Annotated in this window: 20 protein-coding genes; 14 read left to right on the top strand and 6 right to left on the bottom strand. The window is 65.0% G+C overall.

The genetic code is table 11. The features are described from left to right. Nucleotides 1-142: 142 nt before the first annotated feature. On the bottom strand, nucleotides 143-2,101 hold the full coding sequence (locus AB7Z56_RS18000) for an alpha/beta hydrolase domain-containing protein (protein WP_441256384.1): 1,959 nt from the start codon (nucleotides 2,099-2,101) through the stop codon (nucleotides 143-145). Between the two features lie 106 nt (nucleotides 2,102-2,207). Between AB7Z56_RS18000 and AB7Z56_RS18005 the strand changes: the two genes are divergently transcribed. Further along, complete coding sequence (locus tag AB7Z56_RS18005; protein WP_354124179.1) at nucleotides 2,208-2,537, top strand: hypothetical protein; 330 nt, start codon at nucleotides 2,208-2,210, stop codon at nucleotides 2,535-2,537. A gap of 134 nt (nucleotides 2,538-2,671) precedes the next feature. After that, nucleotides 2,672-2,953, top strand: coding sequence for a twin-arginine translocation signal domain-containing protein (locus tag AB7Z56_RS18010; RefSeq protein ID WP_354124180.1), 282 nt, complete (start codon nucleotides 2,672-2,674; stop codon nucleotides 2,951-2,953). 148 nt (nucleotides 2,954-3,101) lie between these two features. On the opposite strand, the gene AB7Z56_RS18015 is transcribed toward AB7Z56_RS18010, so the two are convergent. From AB7Z56_RS18015 to AB7Z56_RS18025, 3 genes are all read right to left on the bottom strand, one after another. Continuing rightward, entirely contained in the window at nucleotides 3,102-3,350 is a 249-nt protein-coding gene (locus AB7Z56_RS18015; RefSeq protein WP_063982626.1) for a GCG_CRPN prefix-to-repeats domain-containing protein, read from the bottom strand. A 282-nt stretch (nucleotides 3,351-3,632) separates the two neighbouring features. Further along, a complete protein-coding gene (locus AB7Z56_RS18020; RefSeq protein WP_354124181.1) occupies nucleotides 3,633-4,643 on the bottom strand; it encodes an alpha/beta fold hydrolase in 1,011 nt (336 codons plus the stop codon). 195 nt (nucleotides 4,644-4,838) lie between these two features. After that, entirely contained in the window at nucleotides 4,839-5,537 is a 699-nt protein-coding gene (locus AB7Z56_RS18025) for a winged helix-turn-helix domain-containing protein (RefSeq protein WP_028154913.1), read from the bottom strand. A 149-nt stretch (nucleotides 5,538-5,686) separates the two neighbouring features. Between AB7Z56_RS18025 and AB7Z56_RS18030 the strand changes: the two genes are divergently transcribed. The 3 genes from AB7Z56_RS18030 to AB7Z56_RS18040 all read left to right on the top strand — a co-directional run bounded on the left by AB7Z56_RS18030 (nucleotide 5,687) and on the right by AB7Z56_RS18040 (nucleotide 7,251). Beyond that, nucleotides 5,687-5,995 carry an NIPSNAP family protein gene (locus tag AB7Z56_RS18030; RefSeq protein WP_354124182.1) on the top strand — a complete coding sequence of 103 codons (309 nt, stop codon included), beginning with the start codon at nucleotides 5,687-5,689 and terminating at the stop codon, nucleotides 5,993-5,995. A gap of 24 nt (nucleotides 5,996-6,019) precedes the next feature. Further along, nucleotides 6,020-6,370 (top strand): antibiotic biosynthesis monooxygenase family protein, encoded by a 351-nt coding sequence (locus AB7Z56_RS18035; RefSeq protein WP_028151163.1) that lies wholly within the window; start codon nucleotides 6,020-6,022, stop codon nucleotides 6,368-6,370. Nucleotides 6,371-6,441: 71 nt separating this feature from the next. Next, on the top strand, nucleotides 6,442-7,251 hold the full coding sequence (locus AB7Z56_RS18040; RefSeq protein ID WP_354124183.1) for an isocitrate lyase/PEP mutase family protein: 810 nt from the start codon (nucleotides 6,442-6,444) through the stop codon (nucleotides 7,249-7,251). A gap of 162 nt (nucleotides 7,252-7,413) precedes the next feature. On the opposite strand, the gene AB7Z56_RS18045 is transcribed toward AB7Z56_RS18040, so the two are convergent. Then, complete coding sequence (locus tag AB7Z56_RS18045) at nucleotides 7,414-7,809, bottom strand: hypothetical protein (RefSeq protein WP_166097190.1); 396 nt, start codon at nucleotides 7,807-7,809, stop codon at nucleotides 7,414-7,416. A 165-nt stretch (nucleotides 7,810-7,974) separates the two neighbouring features. On the opposite strand from AB7Z56_RS18045, the gene AB7Z56_RS18050 reads away from it, so the two are divergent. Beyond that, nucleotides 7,975-8,619 carry a trimeric intracellular cation channel family protein gene (locus tag AB7Z56_RS18050; RefSeq protein ID WP_071917394.1) on the top strand — a complete coding sequence of 215 codons (645 nt, stop codon included), beginning with the start codon at nucleotides 7,975-7,977 and terminating at the stop codon, nucleotides 8,617-8,619. Nucleotides 8,620-8,780: 161 nt separating this feature from the next. On the opposite strand, the gene AB7Z56_RS18055 is transcribed toward AB7Z56_RS18050, so the two are convergent. Continuing rightward, nucleotides 8,781-9,989 carry a c-type cytochrome gene (locus AB7Z56_RS18055; protein WP_354124184.1) on the bottom strand — a complete coding sequence of 403 codons (1,209 nt, stop codon included), beginning with the start codon at nucleotides 9,987-9,989 and terminating at the stop codon, nucleotides 8,781-8,783. Nucleotides 9,990-10,261: 272 nt separating this feature from the next. Here AB7Z56_RS18055 and AB7Z56_RS18060 point away from each other — a divergent pair, with 272 nt between their 5' ends. The 8 genes from AB7Z56_RS18060 to AB7Z56_RS18095 all read left to right on the top strand — a co-directional run bounded on the left by AB7Z56_RS18060 (nucleotide 10,262) and on the right by AB7Z56_RS18095 (nucleotide 20,750). Continuing rightward, entirely contained in the window at nucleotides 10,262-13,753 is a 3,492-nt protein-coding gene (locus tag AB7Z56_RS18060; protein WP_354124185.1) for an indolepyruvate ferredoxin oxidoreductase family protein, read from the top strand. 480 nt (nucleotides 13,754-14,233) lie between these two features. Beyond that, a complete protein-coding gene (locus AB7Z56_RS18065) occupies nucleotides 14,234-15,391 on the top strand; it encodes a thiolase domain-containing protein (RefSeq protein ID WP_441256385.1) in 1,158 nt (385 codons plus the stop codon). Beyond that, the gene (locus AB7Z56_RS18070) at nucleotides 15,391-15,780 is read left to right on the top strand and encodes a Zn-ribbon domain-containing OB-fold protein (RefSeq protein WP_085405481.1); all 390 of its coding nucleotides are present in this window, start codon (nucleotides 15,391-15,393) and stop codon (nucleotides 15,778-15,780) included. Before AB7Z56_RS18065 ends, AB7Z56_RS18070 begins: the two co-directional genes overlap by 1 nt. A gap of 253 nt (nucleotides 15,781-16,033) precedes the next feature. After that, nucleotides 16,034-16,894, top strand: a complete 861-nt coding sequence (locus AB7Z56_RS18075) for a MaoC family dehydratase (protein ID WP_208087402.1) — start codon at nucleotides 16,034-16,036, stop codon at nucleotides 16,892-16,894. 155 nt (nucleotides 16,895-17,049) lie between these two features. Next, the gene (locus AB7Z56_RS18080; protein WP_063982633.1) at nucleotides 17,050-17,928 is read left to right on the top strand and encodes an SDR family oxidoreductase; all 879 of its coding nucleotides are present in this window, start codon (nucleotides 17,050-17,052) and stop codon (nucleotides 17,926-17,928) included. Between the two features lie 74 nt (nucleotides 17,929-18,002). Next, nucleotides 18,003-18,956, top strand: coding sequence for a dihydrodipicolinate synthase family protein (locus AB7Z56_RS18085; RefSeq protein ID WP_354124186.1), 954 nt, complete (start codon nucleotides 18,003-18,005; stop codon nucleotides 18,954-18,956). 4 nt (nucleotides 18,957-18,960) lie between these two features. Further along, nucleotides 18,961-19,755 (top strand): NUDIX hydrolase, encoded by a 795-nt coding sequence (locus AB7Z56_RS18090; protein WP_354124187.1) that lies wholly within the window; start codon nucleotides 18,961-18,963, stop codon nucleotides 19,753-19,755. An 80-nt stretch (nucleotides 19,756-19,835) separates the two neighbouring features. Then, complete coding sequence (locus tag AB7Z56_RS18095) at nucleotides 19,836-20,750, top strand: DMT family transporter (RefSeq protein ID WP_354124188.1); 915 nt, start codon at nucleotides 19,836-19,838, stop codon at nucleotides 20,748-20,750. Nucleotides 20,751-20,823: the final 73 nt, after the last annotated feature.

Consider the following 20,823-nt stretch of genomic DNA (forward strand, 5'->3'; position numbering starts at 1 on the left):
AGGCGGGGACGTTTTTTCTCTGCAGGCAGCGACCGTAGGGTGGGCAAAGGCGCGCTTGCGCCGTGCCCACCATCTTTTGGCCGACGATAGAAGTGGTGGGCACGCTCCGCTTTGCCCACCCTACGGGGCCACTGGGCTTCTCTCACTGCCCAAGCTTCGCCAGCTTGCCTTGCTTCGCGGCGTCGACCGCACGCTCTGCATCTTCCGGCAGCAGGGTCCGCTCCGCGACCTGCCTTGCCGCCTCGCGCCGCACCGCCGCCACATACGCCCCGTCATCCGCATATCGCTCCGCAATCGACAGCCGGGGATCATGCACTTCCTTCCGCGCGGCCTCGGTCGGTGCGAACGGCACCACCGCGCCTTGCAGCGGATAGAGCGCCGTCGGGCCAAATCCTTGAGCGCGCGGATTCCATGCGGTGTAGGTCGCGCGTGGCACCGCGAGCGCAAGCTGGCGGATGCCTGCGATGGCCATGCCGTCATTGTCCGCCTTCGGCACGAACACGGGATAGCGGCCGATCTCCTTGGGCGGCAGCACGCTCTGGTCGGAGAAGGCGGCCAGCGTGTGGATGCCGGCATAGGGCAGGCCGGGGATATCCATCGGCACCGCGCCTTGCGCCGCGACCAGCGTGCCGTGGGCGCGCATGGGGACGCGGCTTGCTGGCGGCTTTGTTCCGTCGCTGATCCAGGCGTTGAGGTCGGTGAGCAGCGCGCGCATAGGCATGCCCGCATGCATCGGGTTTTGCGGCAGCGACATCGCAGGCAAACCCTTCTTCATCACGTCGGCGGCTTCGGCAAAATGCGGCGTGCCTGAGATCATGTAGGCGCGGACGTTGTCGGGGAGGTCGAGGTGGTTGCCGGCGAGGTCGGTGACGAGCAGCGATGCGTGCGAGGCCCACCATTCGTGCTCGCTGTCGGTCTGCATCACCTTCGGGCATGTCGCCGAGAGCGCGCAGCGGCGAAGCAGGCCGTCGGTCTTGCCGGAATAGGGATCGCTCAGGCTCGCATAGGTGAAGGGGAAGAGATCAGCCTGCCACGCCGGATCCTGCGGATGGCGCGGGTTGCGGCCGGGCTGGCCGAAGCGGACGTTGGTCGCCATGCGCCGCGTGCCCGCGACATGCGGCATCAATCCGTCGAACACGGTGCGCCCCTGGAGATCCTCGTTGAAGCCGAGATAGAGGAAGTCGCGCAGGAAGCGGCCGGATTGCGACACGCCGAAGCCGATGGCGCGGGTGACCGAGGGATGCAGGCCGTTCAGCAGCGGGTTCGCCTGGGTCTCGTCGTGGCGGAGAAAGCTGACGACGTCGCGCACGGCTGCATAGCCCATGCCGAGCGGCACAGGATCGCGCGCGGTGTAGGTGATCTCGTAGAGCGCGCCGGCATCAAAACCGTCGGGCCGGGTGATCTCCACCGTCACGGGATCGACGAGCTTTGCGAGGAGGCCGGAAGGCGCCTGCCGCGGATCGGCCCAGGCGGCCCGCACGGAGACCTTGAGGTCGGCGGCATCGGTCGCCGGCCAGGTCAGCGTCGCACGCGCGGGATTGGTCGTGTTGTCGAAGACCACCTCTTCGCGCGCGGGCCCGGTGACGGTCTTCAGCACCGGTGCCGTCATCGCCATCTGGCCGGGCTTGGAGGGGATGTCGCCCTGCCAGCCGACCCAGACCATCGTAAAACCCTGGCGGTGCAGGAAGCCGATGCCGGCATCCTCGGCCTTGTCGGCATTGTTGGCGCCGGGCTGGGCGGAATCGTCGAACAATTGCGGCGCCAGCTTGCGGCCGCGATTGGGCACCTCGAGCAGCAGCGTGCCGTTGCCGTGAGTGGGATCGGTGGGCCGCAGGATCACGACGTCGGCGGTGGCTGCCACCTTGCCGTCGGAGCTACGCGGCGCGAGCGCGAGGTCGGTGATGACGGCGTTGCGATCGTCGGACGGGTTGAGCGCGAAGGTCGCACGCGCGGTGATGCGCTCATAGGTGCCGACATCGCCAAAGCTGCGCCCTGCAAAGGCGGGCTCGCGCGCGAGGATGTCGAAGCGGACGATTTCGGCGAGCGAGGCCGTGGGCCACAGGCAGGTGATTGCAACGAGGCCCGTGATGATCCTGCGCATGGCCGTTCCTTCCCTTATCGGCGCGATCCGAATGTTCCGTCGCGCGGGCTTTTTGTTGCCGCCACTATAACCGTCTATGCTGCGGCCAAACAACAGGAGGAAACACATGCCCGCTGCCTACTTCGTCGTTCGCGCCACCGTCACCGACGCCAGCAAGCGCGCCGCCTTCGACACATGGTACGAGACCGAACATGTGCCGGACGCGGTGAAGGCGTTCGGCGTAGCTAAGGCTTGGCGGTTCTGGAGCCTGGACGATCCCTCGCTGCATCAGGCCATGTATCAATTCGATGACGAGACCAAGCTGGCTGCGATGCTGAAGGGCGATGCGTTGAAGCAGCTCGTCGCCGATTTCAACCGCGACTGGCCCGACTTGAAGCGCACGCGCGAGACGCTGGTGCTGGCGCAGGAGTTTGCGAAGCAGGACGCTGGAGCGTAGCTCGCGCCGAGTCCCGTAGCTCGCTTGTCCCTGACACCCATGTCATGAATCTGAAGATGCGATTCAGCTTTCGTTCATGTCGTGACCGCGACACTCCCTCTGCATCACTTGCTCGATAGCCTAGAGGACATGTCATGGAGCGTCGGAACTTTTTGAAACTTGCATTCGGCGTCGCGGCTGGAGCCGCGACGTTGACCGCGAGCGCACAAGCTGCGCCGTTGGCGCCGCAGCCGCTCGGCGATCCCGCGCGCGCGCCGCAAGGCAATCCCGACGCTCGTCCCGCCGTCACCACCAGTGAGGAGACCGCGCAGCTCGAGCCCGAGCAGGTGCATTGGCATGGTCACCACCGCCATTGGGGCTGGCGCCGCCGCCACTGGGGTTGGCATCGCCGGCGCTGGCACCGCCATCACTGGTAAGCTCGGCACAAGCCAGGCCTTGAACGGGGATCGCGATTGCGGTCCCCGTTTTGATTTGGAGCCGGCGGATGCGACGCCAGGCGTTCAAAACGAAAATGGCCGCGCAGGCTTTCGCCGCGCGGCCACTTCGTAACGCGAAAAGACGAGATCAGATCGGGCGGCAGCGGCCACCCCACCAACGGAAGCCGTACGGGCAGACGCGGGCGCGGGGCACGACGACGACCGGCGGGGCAACCACCACCGGGCCGGGCCGCACAACGACCGCACCGCGCATCGGGCGGCAGCCGCCATAGGCGCCGCGGTACCAGCCGGGGCCGCAGCCGCCGGCGGCGCTGGCCGCTTCGCTGAAACCGACGACCGCGCTGGCGAGCATGACGGCGGCAAACAGGTATTTCATGAGATCTTCCTCTTGTCCTTGGGCAGGTTTTTGGAGCGCTTGCGGCGCACAATGAATCAAAAGACACGATTCGACACGTTAAATTTGGGGACGTGCCGACACGTCGCGATCCAAACCTGCCAATCATGACCTGAATGCGGCATGAACATTCTCCGCATACGGCTTCTGGCGACAGCAATTGCGCTGGAGCGCCGTCCCGATGGAATCGGAACGGGGCTCCAGGTTCTTAATGCTGATGCGTTTTCTTGACGCGAACCGCTATCCACTTCGCTCGAAAGCGCTCTAGCGGCCGAGAAAGCCCAGCACCAATTCCTTGTACTTCTCCGGCGCCTCCAGGAAGACGAGGTGGCCAGTGTCCGGGATCACCTCGGCCCGTGCGTTCGGCATCTTGGCCGCAAGCGCTTTCGCGAGCTCGGCGTTCTGGCCCATTTTCGCGCGCAATGCCTCCGGCGCGTTCGGTCGGCCCGGCGCGTTGTGATCGTCGGCGCCCATGATGAACAGCGTCGGCTCGGTGATCAACGCGACCTCGTGCGCAACCGGCTCGCGATAGATCATCTGGCCGGAGCTGACGTAGGCGCGCAGCCAGCGCGGATAGTCCGGGCTGCCCTTGATGTTGTAGCGGGCGTCGACGAACGGCGTGATCGCGTCGGGCGGCAGCTTGATCGCGTAATTGGTCTGGAGCTGCTTGCGGTAGCCGTCGGGTGTGAGCTTGTCCTCGCTCTCGATGATCTTCTCGGTCGGCGTTGGCGGCACATAGAGACGGTAGTCTTCCAGCCCGATCGGTGCGGTCAGCACGAGATGGGCGACGCGGTCCGGATAGGCGCGGGCGATGCGCACGCCCAGCATGCCGCCGAGCGAATGCGCGACGACCTCGGCTTTGTCGATCTCTAAGTGATCGAGCAGCGCAATGGTGTTGCGCGCCAGCGTGTCGAAGTGCAATTCGCCGGTCGGCTTCGAAGATTTGCCGAAGCCGATCTGGTCCGGCACCACGACGCGGAAGCCTGCCTCGCTCAGCATCTTGATGACGGGCGCCCAGTAGCTCGACGGAAAATTGCGCCCGTGCAGCAGCACGACGGTGCGGCCGTTCGGCCGCTCGGGCGCAACGTCCATATAGGCCATGCTGAGCTGCTCGCCGTCATTGATGACAGGCAGCAGATGCACGGGATACGGATAGGCAAAGCCTTCGAGCGCGATGCCGTAGGGCTCGCGCGGGGTAGTGTCGGCGGCGTGGGCGGACGTGAACGGGGAAGCGAGGAGGGCTGCGGCAAGCGCGGCCGGGAGGATGCGGTTCATGAAGATCTCGTAATTGGAGCCGTCATTCCGGGGCGCGTCGAAGACGCGAACCCGGAATCTGGAAGTTCCAGGTTCGATGCTTTGCATCGCCCTGGAACGACACTGCGCTTAAAGCGATGGATGGCCCGGTCAAGCCCGGCCATGACGGAAGCCGTGGTTCACACGCAAACGTGCGATCTCACGCACCTGGCGTGATCAATCCTTCCCGGTCCCGAACAGCGTCGCAAACTGCTTCTCGCCGGTGCGGGTGAAGTTCACCACGCGGCTGCCGGGCGTGGCGTCGCGCGCGGCCCATTTCAGCTCGGCGAACCGCTGCATCATGGCGGCGCCCAGCGTGCCGGCGAGATGATGGCGCCGCTCGCTCCAGTCCAGGCAGGCCTTGCACACCGGACGGCGCGGATGGGTGAGCATGTCGGGCGAGATCTGCAAATGCTTTGCGAGAAAGCGCTCGCCCTCGGCCGTCAGCTCGATGTCCTGCTTCTTCTGCCTGACCAGGTTTCGCGTGCGTAGACTGTCGAGCATCTGCACGCCGAGATCGCCGGCGAGGTGGTCGTAGCAGATCCGCGCGCGCCGCAGCGCCGGATCCTTCGGCCCTGTGCGCACGCGCATGTGGCCGGTCCGCGCGGCAAGGCCCGCAAGGCCTTCGAGCACGCCGGCGACGTCGTCGTCGGTGAGGCGGTAGTAGCGGTGGCGGCCCTGCTTCTCCGGCTCGATCAGCCCGCCAGCCTCGAGCTTGGCCAGATGCGAGCTTGCGGTCTGCGGCGTGATGCCGGCCTCCTGCGCGAGCTCGCTCGCCGTCAGCGCGCGGCCGTTCATCAGCGCGGTGAGCATGTTGGCGCGGGCGGGGTCGCCGACCAGCGAGGCAATCATGGCGATGTCAGGACCTGATTTCATGCTTCGATGGTAGCCGAAGCATTGCGGTGGAGCAAGGACGTAGTCTGTTTCTGCGAACACGTCATTGCGAGCGAAGCGAAGCAATCCAGTTGCTTCAGCGGCGACGGCATTGCTCGCGCTTGTCGCAATGAAAAATCAGGGAGCCCACCATGTCCGTCACCGTCTTCATCCGCTACCAGCTCGATCCCTTCAAACGCGCGCAGTTCGAGGAATATTCGAAGCGCTGGCTCACCATCATCCCGAAATGCGGCGGCGACCTGATCGGCTATTTCATGCCGCATGAGGGCACCAACAACATCGCGTTTGCGCTGATCACCTTCGAGAGTCTGGCCGCCTATGAGGCCTATCGCGCCCGGCTGCGGCAGGACGCAGACGGCATGACCAATTTCCATTTCGCCGAGGAGAACAAATTCATCCTCGCGGAAGAGCGCACCTTCCTGCGCAAGGTGGTATTGTAGGCCGCCAACGCAAAGGAGACGCCCATGATTGCCGTGATTTTCGAAGTCTGGCCCAAGCCGGAACATCGCCAGGACTACTTCGACCTCGCGGCCGACCTGAAGCCGATCCTGCAAACCATCGATGGCTTCATCTCGGTCGAGCGCTTTGAAAGCCTGACCGAGAAGGGCAAGATCCTGTCGGTGTCGTTCTGGCGCGACGAGGCAGCAGTCCAGGCCTGGCGCAACACGATGGAACACCGGCGCACGCAGGCGAAGGGCAGGGCGAAGATCTTTGCCGATTATCACCTGCGCATCGCCAGCGTCATCCGCGACTACGGCATGAATGATCGCGAGCAGGCGCCGAAGGACAGCCGCGCCGTGCACGACGCGCACTAGCTTTTGCGGGCGCGCACTGGCGCTGCCCAGTGCGCGCGCTTATGTCTGCGCGGCCAACAAGGGAGAGAAACATGCATGTGACAACCGCTGACAAGCGCGCGACGTTCAAGACGATGCACGAGAGCGGCTGCTTCATCCTGCCCAATCCGGTCGACGTCGGCAGCGCCAAGGCGTTGCAGCATCTCGGGTTCAAGGCACTGGCCTCATCGAGCGCGGGCTTTGCCTGGACCATCGGCAAGGCCGACAACCACGTCACGGTCGACGATGTCTGTCAGCATCTGGCATCATTGTGCTCGGCCGTCGACATCCCCGTGAATGCGGATTTCGAGGGCGGCTTCGCCGTCGAGCCGGACAAGGTCGCGGACAATGTCGAGCGCGGTGTACGCACCGGCGTCGCCGGCCTCTCGATCGAGGATTCCACCGGCGACAAAGACAAGCCGCTCTACGAGCGCGCGCTGGCGGTCGAGCGCATCAAGGCGTCGCGCAAGGCGATCGGCGACAGCGGCACGCTGCTGGTCGGCCGCTGCGAGGCGTATCTGTGGGGCGTGACCGACCTCAAGCTGGTCATCGACCGGCTCACGGCCTATGCGGACGCAGGCGCCGATTGCCTCTACGCGCCGGGGCTGAAGACGCGCGAGGACATCGCCGCCGTGGTGAAGGCTGTCGCCCCAAAGCCGTTCAACCTGCTGATCGGCGCGTCCGGGCTGTCCTTGCAGGAGGCCGCCGACCTCGGCGTGCGCCGCATCAGCGTCGGCGGCTCGCTCGCCCGCGCTGCCTGGGGCGGCTTCATGCGCGCCGCGAAGGAGATGGCGGAGAAGGGGACCTTTACCGAGCTCGGCACCGGCTATTCCGGCGGCGACCTCAACAAGATGTTCAGCTAAACGAAAAGCGGCGGGATGTGAGGTCCCGCCGCTCTCTCATCCTCTCGGTGTCATGCCCCGCGCAAGCGGGGCATCCAGTACGCCGCGGCCTCTCGATTCAATCTCCGCCGCTGGTGGAATACTGGGTCGCCCGGTCAAGCCGGGCGACGACAGCTGTTGTCGTTACTTCGCGCCCTCGGACGGGGCGGCCGGATCAGGCGCCGCCGGCTTGCTCGGGGCAGCACCCGTGGTCACGCCGGGTGCGGTGTTGTTGCGCGGCGTCACGTCACGCATGCCGGGAGGCGCGGCCGGATTCGCAGGCGGAGCCTGCTGGGCGGTCTGCGTCGCCGGCGTGTTGCTGGCCTGGTTGCCGGTGCTCGTGTTGTTCAGTCCGTAGAAAACGGCACCCAGTACCAAGGCGATCGCCACTGCGAACAAGGCTACCTTGCCGCTGGAGGCGGGGCCTTCGCCAAGCTCGGGATCGACCTGAAGCTCGGCATCCCGTCGCGCCGCACGGACATACTCATCATCGGCGAGATTCGGGCGATACGGATCGTTGGGAAAACGGTCGTCAGCCATCGATTTTGTCTCCTCGATTATTGCGGCTGGACAACCCCTAGATGCGAGATTCTGTTCCGCCCTCCTTAGTGCTTTCGTCGCATGTTGCCCTTGCGCGAGGAATCGGGAACCTGTTCATTTTGGAACCGTCGCGTGGGTTCCATCGATGGGGAAGGGAACAAGGCGATGTGGAGCGTGCCGCCGAGCGATAGCGTGCTGCATCTGTTGTCGCTGGTCGCGGTCGCAGCGCAAGGCATGACCGCCGCGCTCGCGGCCGGCCGCCGCAGCATGGACTGGCTCGGCGTCTGCTTCCTCGGCTGTATCACCGCGCTCGGCGGCGGCACCTTGCGCGATCTCTTCCTCGGGCACTATCCGCTGGCCTGGGTCGCTCATCCCATCTACCTCGCTCTGGCCGGCGGCGCTGCCTTCCTCACCATCCTGATCGCGCGGCTCGTGCACCGGCTGAAGGTGGCCTTCATCGTGCTCGATGCCATCGGCCTCGTCGTCTTCACCATGGCCGGCTGCGACATCGCCTGGCAGACGAATGCCACGCTGCCGATCGTCATCGTCTCCGGCATGGTGACCGGCTGCGCGGGCGGGGTGCTGCGCGACGTGCTCTGCAACGACGTGCCGCTGCTGTTCCGCTCCGAGCTCTATGCGACCGTTTCGGTGGCGACCGGCCTGTTCTACGCCACCGCCTTCGGCCTCAATCTCAACGCCGAGCTCTGGACCATTTTGACGTTTGTCCTCGGCATCAGCTTCCGCCTGCTCGCGGTGCGCTACAAATGGGAGATGCCGAAATTCGTGTTCACGGAAGGTGAGGAGCGGTAGGGCTTACTTCGCCTTTCGTAGAGTTTGAGCGCTATCGCATCCACGGCGTCATGGCCGGGCCTGTCCCGGCCATCCACGACCTTTGCCACGGCACGAAAGAACGTGGATGCCCGGGACAGGCCCGGGCATGACGACCTCTGGTGAATACTGAGGAGCGTGAACTACTGCTCCTTCCGCGCCTTCGCCACCTGCGCCGTGGTCACCAGCGGCGCGGCGTTGCCCCAGGAATTGCGGATGTAGTTCGTCACTGCGGCGATCTCTTCGTCGGACAATTGCTTGGCATAGCCCGGCATCTCGCCGCTGTTGGGCGCGCGTGGCGTCGTCACGGTGTGGGCGCCGTCGAGGATGATGCGCAAGCTGGAGGACGGATTGACCGATTGCAGAAGCGCGTTGCCGGGCAGCGGCGGATAGATGCGCGGCGCGCCGGAGCCGTCGGCTTCATGGCAGGCGATGCAGAGTTTTGCGTAGACGGCCTGGCCGGCCTTCATCTCGGCCTCGTCGGGCGGCGTCACGATCGTCTCGCGCCGTGACGGCGGCAGACTCTTCAGATATTCCGCGATGGCGCGCACATCGGCATCGCTCATCTTCGAGGTCGAGCCGACGACCACCTCGGCCATCAGCCCGCCGGCATGGCTTTTGACGTTTCGCCCGCTTTGCAGATATTCCGTGATGTCCTCGACGCTCCACGACTTCAGCCCGGTGCGTGCGGCGCCATCGAGCCTTGGTGCGTACCAGCCGCCGACCTCGTTGCCCGACAGCGCCTGCGCAGTTTTGTCCGCGCCGAAATAGTTCTTCGGCGTGTGGCAGGCGCCGCAATGGCCGAGCCCGGTGACGAGATAGCCGCCCCTGTTCCACGCCGCGCTCTGGCTCTGGTCCGGCTCGAACAGGCCGGGCTTGAAATACATGGCGTTCCAGACCCGCATCAGGCCGCGATAACCGAACGGCCAGCGCAGCTCTGGCGGCTTGTTGCGGCTCGCCACGGGCGCCAGCGTTCCGAGATAGGCCCGGATCGCCAACGTGTCGTCCTTCGTCACCTTCGTGAAATAGGGATAGGGGAAGGCCGGGTAATAGTTCGAGCCGTCGGGCGCGATGCCGGTGCGCACCGCGCGGGTGAAATCGGCGTCGGTCCAGGCGCCGATCCCGGTGTCACGATCCGGCGTCAGGTTCGGCGCGTAGATCGCGCCGAAGGGGGTATCGATGCGCTTTCCGCCCGCGAATGGCTTTGCCGGATCGGTGGTGTGGCAGCCCGCGCAGTCGCCGGCCTCGACCAGCGCCTTGCCATAGGCGATCAGCTCCGGCGATGGCTCGGCGGCGCGGGCCGCGCTCGCAACTGCACTGCACAATGCGACAACAGCCAGAATCATTCGCATCGAAAGCTTCCCCTGCGACCAATCGCCCGGATAGGAGCCTCACGTCGTTTCGCGTCGGTGGGGGTATGGTGACACAAATTGAAAATGCTTGATGCCTTTGCAGCCACGAAATTGCGATTATTACCCGGCGCTTCCTTTGGTCCAGATTTGTGATGCGGAGCGTTAAATATCCGACATAGAGTGGCGGAGTTGGTCGGCGCGCCCTAGCTAAAAACAACGGGCAGGCAACGGCTTAAGTGGCCAAACGCTCAAAAGGCCGGAAGAGGACAAGAATGGGTATCAACCAGGGTCCGATCAGTCTCGACCAGAAATACACCCAGGAAACCGGACACGTCTTCACCACGGGCATCCAGGCCCTGGTCCGGTTGCCGATGGCCCAGATCCGGCGCGACCGCGCCAACGGCCTCAACACCGCGGGCTTCATCTCCGGCTACCGCGGCTCGCCGCTCGGCGGCTACGACCAGCAGCTCTTTGCGGCGCGAAAACATCTCGAGCAGTACAACATCAAGTTCCAGCCCGGCGTGAACGAGGATCTGGCGGCGACCGCGGTGTGGGGCTCGCAGCAGCTCAACCTCTCGCCCGGCGCCAAATATGATGGCGTCGTCGGCATCTGGTACGGCAAGGGCCCCGGCGTCGATCGCTGCGGCGACGTGTTCCGCCACGGCAATGCCGCCGGCTCGGCCAAGAACGGCGGCGTGCTGTGTCTGGCCGGCGACGACCACGGTGCAAAATCCTCCACTGTTCCGCATCAGTCCGACCACGCATTCATGTCGGCGCTGATGCCGTATCTTTATCCGTCCAGCATCCACGAGATGATCGAGATGGGCCTGCTCGGCATCGCGATGTCGCGCTATTCGGGCTGTTGGGTCGGCATGAAGGTGATCACGGAGACGGTGGAGACCACCGCCGAGATCGACCTCACCGACGAGATGAAGCCGTTCATCATCCCGCCCGATTTCGAGCTGCCGCCCGGTGGCCTCAATCTGCGCTGGCCCGACGACCGCTTCGAGCAGGACCGCCGCCTCCAGGACTACAAGGGCTTTGCCGCGATCGCCTTTGCGCGCGCCAACAAGGTCAACCGCGTCACCATGGATTCACCGAACGCCCGTTTCGGCATCATGGCGTCGGGCAAGAGCTACGAGGACGTCCGCCAGGCGTTGCGCGAGCTCGGGATCACCGAGGAGGTCGCCGCCAAGATCGGGCTTCGCCTCTACAAGATCGGCATGCCCTGGCCGCTGGAGCCGGAAGGCGTACGCCAGTTCGCGGTCGGCCTCGAAGAGATCTTCATCATCGAGGAGCGGCGCGAAATCGTCGAGAACCAGGTCAAGCAGGAGCTGTTCAACTGGCGCGACGACGTCCGTCCGCGCATCGTCGGCAAGATGGACGAGCACGACAAGCGCTTCCTGACCTTCGCCGCCGAGCTCAGCGTCGCCTCGCTTGCGACCTCGCTCACCGAGCGGCTTCTCCGCCTCAATCTCAACCCCGAGATCGCGGAGATGCTCCGCGCCAAGGCCGACTGGTTCAACGGCCGCCAGGCCACGCAAATGCAGGCGACGGCGCCTGTCTCTCGCGTACCGTATTTCTGCTCCGGCTGTCCCCACAACACGTCCACCAAGGTCCCCGAAGGCAGCCGCGCGCTCGCCGGCATCGGCTGCCACTTCATGGCGCTGTGGATGGATCGCTCGACCGAGACGTTCACTCATATGGGCGGCGAGGGCGTGCCGTGGGTCGGCATCGCGCCCTTCACCAACGAGAACCACATCTTCGCCAATCTCGGCGACGGCACCTACTTCCACTCCGGCCTTCTCGCCATCCGGCAGGCGGTCGCCTCCAAGACCAACATCACCTACAAGATCCTCTACAACGATGCCGTCGCGATGACGGGTGGCCAGCGCCATGACGGCGATCTCTCGCCGCAGCAGATCACGTTCCAGCTCCACGCCGAAGGCATCCGCGAGATCTACCTGGTCTCGGAGGCGCCCGACACCTATCCTTCCGACACCATCGCGCCCGGCGTGAAGCTGTATCACCGCGACGAACTCGACAACGTCATGAAGATGTGCCGCGAGTACAAGGGCACCTCGGCGATCGTCTTCGTGCAGACTTGCGCGGCCGAAAAGCGGCGCCGCCGCAAGCGCGGCCTGATGGAGGATCCGGCGCGCCGCGTCATGATCAACCCGGCGGTCTGCGAAGGCTGCGGCGACTGCTCGGTGCAGTCGAACTGCATCTCGGTCGAGCCCTTGGAGACCGAGTTCGGCCGCAAGCGCGCCATCAACCAGTCATCCTGCAACAAGGACTATTCCTGCGTGAAGGGCTTCTGCCCGTCCTTCGTCACCGTCGACGGCGGCAAGCCGCGCCATCGTGCGCCGGCCGATCTCGGTGACATCGGCGAGCTGCCGGAGCCCGCGTCTCGGCCGACGGTGGACAAGCCCTATAACATCGCCGTCGGCGGTGTCGGCGGCACCGGTGTCCTCACGATCGGTGCGCTGCTCGGCATGGCCGCTCATATCGAGGGAAAGGCCTCGATGATCCTCGACATGTCGGGCCTGGCGCAGAAGGGCGGGGCGGTGCTCAGCCACGTCCGCCTGTCCGATCATCCGGCCGAGGTGACCTGCTCGCGCATCGTCACTGGTACGGCAGATCTCGTGCTCGCCGCCGACGAGGTGGTCGCAGTCGCCAAGGACACGATCTCGCTCTGCGACACCAGCCGGACCCGCGGCATCATCAACAGCCACGTCATTCCGACCGCCGACTTCGTCCTCAACCGCGATTTCAACTTCCAGACCCGCAAGCTAAATGGGCTGCTGGAAACGGCGCTGCACAAGGACTCGGTGTTCTTCGACTTCACCAAGCCGGCCGAGCAGCTGCTTGGCGACAGCATCGCCACCAACATGATGATGATGGGATATGCCTATCAGAAAGGCCTGTTCCCGCTGTCGGCAGAATCGATCGAGCAGGCGATCGAGGTCAACGGCGTCGCGATCAAGATGAACAAGGAGGCCTTCCGCCTCGGCCGCCTCGCGGTCGCCGATCCCCAGCGCCTCGCCGACATGCTGAAGGGGACGGACGAGGTGGTTGCGCCGAAGACGCTGGATGCAATGACGCTGGATGAGGTCGTCGCGCATCGCGCCAAGCACCTGACCGCCTATCAGAGCGGCCGCCTCGCAAAACGCTACCGCAAGCTGGTCGATCAGGTTCGCGATGCCGCCAAGCAGGGCGGTTATGACGATGCGCTGCCGCGCGCGGTCGCGGTGAACTACGCCAAGCTGCTGGCCTACAAGGACGAATACGAAGTTGCGCGCCTCTACACCGACGGTGCTTTCGAGCAGCAGCTCCGCGACCAGTTCGAGGGCGACTTCAAGTTCAACTTCAATCTGGCCCCGCCGATCCTCAGCCGCGGCGTCGACGCGCTGGGTCGCCCGAAGAAGCGCGCCTTCGGCCCGTGGATGCTGAAGGCATTCAGGGTGCTCGCGAAATTCAAGTTCCTGCGCGGTACGCCGCTCGACATCTTCGGCCACAGCGCCGACCGCAAGCTCGAACGCGATTTGATCGTGGGCTACGAGAAGGACGTCGCCACCGTGCTCGGCCTGTTGTCGCCGCTCACGGTCGACACGGCGGTGGAATTGCTCTCGCTGCCCGACCGCATCCGCGGCTACGGCCCGGTCAAAGAGAAGGCCGTCGCGGACGCGAAAGCCCGCTACGCCCAGCTCGCGGCCGACCTCGCGAGCCCGCCGCCCGCGCCGCGGCAGATCGCAGCGGAGTAGGGCGGTCTCGACGCGAACGCAATGCGTAGGGTGGGTCAGCCCTGCAGATGCGCGAAGCGCATCTGCTCGGCGTAACCCACCACTTCTCCGTCCACGTGGAAAGCAAAGAGGTGGGTTACGCCTTCGGCTAACCCACCCTACGATTTCCTCTTTGAAATCAACCAGCGTCCTACTGTGTATGGGGTTGTTTTCGTAAAAAAAGAAAATCCCTTGCGCCGTCGGGCAAAACACCTTTAGGATTTTGGTCGTCGCGTTCGTCATTGCGAGCGCAGCGAAGCAATCCAGAAGTGCATCCGCGGAAAGACTCCTGGATTGCTTCGCTGCGCTCGCAATTCCGACTTGGAGGCAGACGAGGTTAGCCCCCACTTGCGCCAACCCGCTGCCCTCTCGCCCGACGGAATATTTCCGCGCTTGCCAAGCTGGCCCCCGCGGTTCAGAAAAACGGAGCAAGAAGAAACGCGAGCGCGGAGACCTGACGTTTTGACCATCAAGGGCAAGGCCTATATTGCCGGGATCTACGAACACCCGACCCGGCATGCGCCGGACAAATCCACCGCCCAGCTCCATGCCGAGGTCGCCAAGGGCGCGATCGAGGATGCCGGGCTCTCCAAGGACGATGTCGACGGCTATTTCTGCGCCGGCGATGCACCCGGCGGGGCCTGGCCGATGGTCGATTATCTCGGCCTGAACACCAAAAAACTCCGCCACGTCGATTCCACCGAGACCGGCGGCTGTTCCTACATCATCCATCTCGGCCATGCCGCTGAAGCCATCGCGGCCGGCAAGTGCTCGATCGCGCTGATCACGCTCGCGGGCAAACCGCGCACTGGGGTGATGCCGCCGCGCGCAGCCGGCGCGGAAGCCGATTTCGAGTCCGCTTACGGTGCGACCACGCACAATGCCTATGGCATGTGTGCCATGCGCCACATGCACGACTATGGCACCACCAGTGAGCAGCTCGCCTGGATCAAGGTCGCGGCCTCGCATCACGCGCAATGCAATCCGCATGCGATGCTCAAGGATGTCGTCACCGTCGAGGACGTGCTGAACTCGCCGATGATCTCCGATCCGCTGCACCGCATGGATTGCTGCGTCGTCTCCGACGGCGGTGGCGCGCTGATTGTCACGACGCCCGAGATCGCCAAGAGCCTGAAGAAGCCGTTGGTCAAGCTGATCGGCCACGGCGAGGCGATGAAGGGCCCGCGCGGCGGCAAGGATCTCGATCTCACTTACTCCGCCGGCATCTGGTCCGGCCCGCGCGCGTTCGAGGAAGCCGGCATCACGCCGAAGGACATCAAATACGCCTCGATCTACGACAGCTTCACCATCACGGTGCTGATGCAGCTCGAGGATCTCGGCTTCTGCAAGAAGGGCGAGGGCGGCAAGTTCGTCGCCGACGGCAATCTGATCTCGGGCGTCGGCAAGCTGCCGTTCAACACCGACGGCGGCGGCCTCTGCAGCAACCATCCCGTCAATCGCGGCGGCATGACCAAGATCATCGAGGCCGTCAGGCAGTTGCGCGGCGAGGCGCATCCGAAGGTGCAGGTCAAGAATTGCGATCTCGCCATCGCCCACGGCACCGGCGGCCTTCTGGGCGTTCGCCACGCCGCTTCGACGGCCATTCTGGAGCGCGTGTGATGAGCGAAGCGAAAAAGTATCCGGCACCGGTCACGAACCCCGAGACCGCGGCGTTCTGGGACGCGGCCAAGCAGGGCAAGTTCATGATCAAGCGCTGCACCGCGTGCGGCGAAGCGCATTACTTTCCGCGCTCGATTTGCCCGTTCTGCTATTCGGACAAGACGGTGTGGGAGGAGAGTTCGGGTGAGGCCACGATCTACACCTGGAGCCTGATGCGCAAATCGCCGACCGGCCCCTATGCCATCGCCTATGTCACGCTGAAGGAAGGGCCGTCGCTTCAGACCAACATCGTCGACTGCGATCTCGAGAAGCTCAAGATCGGCCAAAAGGTGAAGGTGGTGTTCAAGCCGACCGATGGCGCACCATTGCCGTTCTTCACGCCGGCGTAATTTCTTCCTTCCCCCCTTGTGGGGGAAGGTGGCATAGGCCGCCTGCGGCGGCCGTCCTTAAGAGACGCCGAAGCGAAGCTTCGGCTACGGCGCCGGATGAGGGGTATCGCTCCGCAGAGAAAATTTTCCGTGCGGAGGCAACCCCTCACCCCGGTGAGTTTGTTGCGAGCACCTCGTGGCCCTCTCCCACAAGGGGAGAGGGCACATTAACGAGCGCCGCTGCTCGCGGAGAGACCGGGAGGAAACCAGAAAAATGTCCGCCAGATACGAAGAACTCAAAGGCCTCAAAAATCTCGGCCAGAAATACGCCTATGGCGATCGCGAAGTCATGCTCTACGCCTACGGGATCGGCCTCGGCGCCGATCCGATGGACGAGAAGGAGCTCGCCTTCGTCAATGAGGGCACGCTGACGCCGCGGCCGCTCAAGGTGGTGCCGACGTTTGCGTCCGTCGCGGCGTGGGGCTCTGGGCCGGGCGAAATGAATCTCAACCGTGTCATGGTGGTCGATGGCGAGCGCGACATCACCTTCCACCAGCCGCTGCCGGTCGCCGCGAACATCACCGCCGATTCCTCCGTGGTCGAGGTCTACGACAAGGGCAAGGACAAGGGCGTCGTCATCAGCCACCAGACCGTGCTCAAGAACGAGAAGGGCGAGAAGCTTGCTACTCTCGTTGCCTCGCGCTTCGCCCGTGGCGACGGCGGCTTTGGCGGGCCGAACCTGACCCAGCCCGATCCGCACAAGATACCCACGCGGAGCCCCGACAGGACCATCGACATCGTCACGCGCCCCGACCAGGCGCTGGTCTATCGCCTCTGCGGCGACCGCAACCCGCTGCACAGCGATCCCGAGTTCGCCAAGAAGGCCGGCTTCCCGCGCCCGATCCTGCACGGCATGTGCACCTACGGCATCACCTGCCGCGGCGTACTGCAGACTTATGCCGAGTACGACGCGTCGGCCTTCCGTCAGCACGTCGCGCGGTTCTCCTCGCCGGTTTATCCCGGCGAGACCGTGACCATGGACCTCTGGAAGGACGGCGACGTGATCTCGTTCGAGGCCAAGGTGAAGTCGCGCGGCGTCACGGTGATCAAGAACGGCAAGACGGTGCTGGGTTAGGTGGGTCTCGTGCCCCGGACGCAGCGCTCCTTAGCGGTGCGCTGCAGAGCCGGGGCCCAGAGAATGTCGAACGAAGAATGGGTCCCGGACGCGACGCAGCGTTTCACGCTGCATCGCGTCCGGGACACGAAAAACAAAAACAGGGAGAGGCCACCATGGGACTACTCGACGGCAAGGTTGCGCTGATCACCGGCGCGGGCGGGGGGCTTGGTGAGGCCTACGCAAAACTGTTCGCGCGGGAAGGGGCCTCGGTCGTCGTCAACGATCTCGGCGGGCCCCGTGACGGCTCCGGCGCCGACAAGTCGATGGCGCAGCTCGTGGCGGACGCGATCAAGGCCGAGGGCGGCAAGGCGGTCGCCAACGGCGCCGACATCTCCACCATGGAGGGCGGCCAGTCGGTCTTCGACGACGCCATCAAGCATTTCGGCCGCGCCGATATCCTCGTCAACAATGCCGGCATTTTGCGCGACCAGACCTTTTCCAAGGCGTCCGAGTCCGACTGGGACAAGGTGATCAAGGTGCACCTGAAAGGCACCTTTTGTTGCACCATGCCGGTGTTTCGCTGGATGCGGGAAAACGGCGGCGGCGTCATCGTCAACACCTCCTCGACCTCGGGCCTGATCGGTAATTTCGGCCAGACCAATTACGGCGCGGCCAAGGGCGGCATCTGGGGCCTGTCCAACGTGCTGGCGATCGAGGGCCGGAAGTACAACATCCGGATCTGGACACTGGCCCCGGGCGCGCTGACCCGCATGACCGCAGACCTGCCCCGCTATAAGGAGAACCCCGGCGCGGCGCTGGGGCCGGACGGCATCGCGCCGGCCGTGCTATACATGGTCAGCGACTTGTCGGGCGACCAGACCGGCAAGGTGCTGGGCGTGTCCGGGCCCCGCGGCGTGCGCGAAATGCGGATGATGGAAATGGACGGCTGGAAACCGCCGCACTCGGGCTGGAAGGCCCAGGATATCGCCGATCACGCCAAGGAGATCTTCTTCTCCGAGGAGCAGATCAAGATGGGGGCGCGACGGTTTTAGCCAAAACTGTCATTCCGGGACGCGACGACGTCGCGATCCCGGAAAGACGATAGCCGATAGGATTGAGAGACCCAATGAAACTGACCGCCGACGCCAAGGGCACCTTCGCAATCGCGCCGACACCGTTCCACGATGACGGCCGGATCGACGAGCGCTCGATCGACCGCCTGACCGATTTCTACGAGGAGGTCGGCTGCGACGGCGTCACGGTGCTGGGCATCCTCGGCGAGGCGCCGAAGCTCGATGCCGCGGAGGCCGAGCAGGTGGCGGTGCGCTTCGTCAAGCGCGCCAAGAAGATGCAGGTGATCGTCGGCGTCTCCGCGCCGGGCTTTGCCACCATGCGCTCGCTGGCGAAGGCCTCGATGGATGCCGGCGCGGCCGGCGTGATGATCGCGCCGCCGCCGTCGCTCCGTACCGACGACCAGATCGTCGGCTACTATAAGCAGGCGGCCGAGGCGATCGGGCCCGATGTGCCCTGGGTGCTGCAGGATTATCCGCTGACGCTCTCGGTGATCTTCACCCCTGCGGTGATCCGCAAGATCGTCACCGACAATCCGAATTGCGTGATGCTCAAGCACGAGGACTGGCCGGGTTTGGAAAAGATCTCGACGCTGCGCAGCTTCCAGAAGGACGGCTCGCTCCGTCCGCTCTCGATCCTCTGCGGCAATGGCGGACTCTTTTTGGACTTCGAGATGGAGCGCGGCGCCGACGGCGCCATGACCGGCTACGCTTTCCCGGAGCTCCTGATCGACGTCGTGCGCCTCTCGAAGGAGGGCAAGCGTGACGCTGCGCATGATCTGTTCGACGCGCATCTGCCGCTGATCCGCTACGAGCAGCAGCCAGGCGCAGGTCTGGCGGTGCGCAAGCACGTGCTGCAGAAGCGCGGCATCATCGCTTCCAGCGCCCAGCGCAAGCCGGGCGCGACCATCACGCCGGCGGCGAAGGCGGAGGTCGATTACCTCCTGTCGCGCGTCGCCCGCGTCGACAAGCGCGCCAATCTTGGCCCGCAATCCAGCGCCGCAGGTTAGTTGAATGCCCGAGACATCAGCATCACGCCCGGCTTCGACCATCCTTCTGCTCCGTGACGGCGCAAAGGAAATCGAAGTCTTCATGATGGTCCGCCATCATCAGATCGAGTTCAACTCGGGCGCGCTGGTGTTTCCCGGCGGCAGCGTCGATGCCGGCGACAACGAGATCGTCGCCCGTGCCGACCTCTATTCGGGCGGCGAGGGCCTGAGTGAATCGGATCGCGGTTTTCGGATCGCCGCGATCCGCGAGACCTTTGAGGAGAGTGGCATCCTGCTGGCGCGGGCGAACGGCTCGGGCACACCGATCGATGCCAAGCGCGCCGGCGAGATCGCCGACAAGCATCGCGTCGCCCTCAACGAACACAAGATCAGCTTCCTGAGCATCTTGGCCGACAACGGCCTCCAACTCGCGCTCGACACGCTGGTGCCCTACGCGCACTGGATCACGCCGGAGGGCATGCCGAAGCGGTTCGACACCTGGTTCTTCCTCGCGGCCGCACCGCCCGATCAGCTCGGCGCCCATGACGGCCGGGAGTCCACCGACTCGATCTGGGTGTCGCCGCGCGAGGCGGTGGAGGGCGGCGAGAGCGGCCGCTTCAAGCTGCCGTTCCCGACCACGCGCAACCTGATCCGGCTCGCCAAGCAGGGTAGCGTGGGCGCCGCGCTGGAGCATGCCCGCGGCATGTCGGTCGTCACGGTGATGCCGGTCATGACCAAGACCGAAGGCGGCCGCCAGCTCCGTATTCCCCGCGAGGCCGGCTATGACGGCGAGGTGTTCGAGGTCGGAGTGGTCGGCTAGGATACTTCGATACCAAACGAAGTATTGGCGGCCACGGACGCGCTAGGTTCTGTCCATCGCGAATGGACGGGACGTGCAAAATGGATCAGGGACGGGACCCCAACATCGCCTTCGAGCTGGCGCTGCTGGTCGCGCTCGCAACGCTCTGGGGCGGCTCCTACACCTTCATCAAGCTCGGCGTCGCCACCATTCCGCCGATCACGCTGATCGCGGCGCGCACCACGGTCGCCGGTCTGCTGCTGCTCGTCGTCATGTGGGCACGCGGCATCAGGATGCCCATGGATGCCGCGACCTGGCAACGCTTCGCGTTCCAGGCCGTGCTCAACAGCGTCATCCCCTGGACGCTGATCGCCTGGGGCGAGCGCCATGTCGACGCGTCGCTCGCGACCATCCTCAACTCGGCCGGACCGATCTTCACCTTCCTGCTCACGGCCGTCGTCACGCGCCACGAGGTGACGACGCCGCGGAAACTGTTCGGCGTGGTCGCCGGCATGGCGGGCATCCTGCTGATCGTCGGCGTCGACGCTTTCCACGACGTCGGCAGTGGCCTCGTCCCGGAGGCCGCCATCGTCGCCGCCACCATCTGCTACGCCTGCGCCGCGATCTTCGGCCGCAGCTTTAAAGGTCTCGATCCGATGGCACCGGCCGCGGGCTCCCTGCTGGCGGGTGCGGCGGCGCTGATCCCGGCCTCGCTGATCGTCGAACAGCCCTGGACGCTGTCGCCCTCGCTGAGTTCCGTGCTGGCGCTGCTCGCGCTGGCGACCTTCTCGACTGCGGCGGCGTTCGCGATCTACTTCCGCCTGATCCAGACGCTGGGCTCGGTCGGCACCACCGCGCAGGCCTATCTGCGCGTGCCCATCGGGGTCGCCATCAGCGTCGCCTTCCTCGGCGAAACCCTGAGCCGGACCGCCTGGATCGGGCTTGCCTGCGTCGTCCTCGGCGTCGCCGCCATGACGATTCCGGCCCGGCGGCCGGTCAGCGTCAAAACGTCATAATCAGGTGGGGAGAAGGGCGGCGGGCTCGCGATATTAAGGATATTCAACGGCTAGAGGCATGTTCCCCCGGGGC

Origin of the sequence: Bradyrhizobium sp. 482_C4_N1_8, from assembly GCF_052075965.1 — a bacterium.
Taxonomy (GTDB): Bacteria; Pseudomonadota; Alphaproteobacteria; order Rhizobiales; family Xanthobacteraceae; genus Bradyrhizobium; species Bradyrhizobium barranii.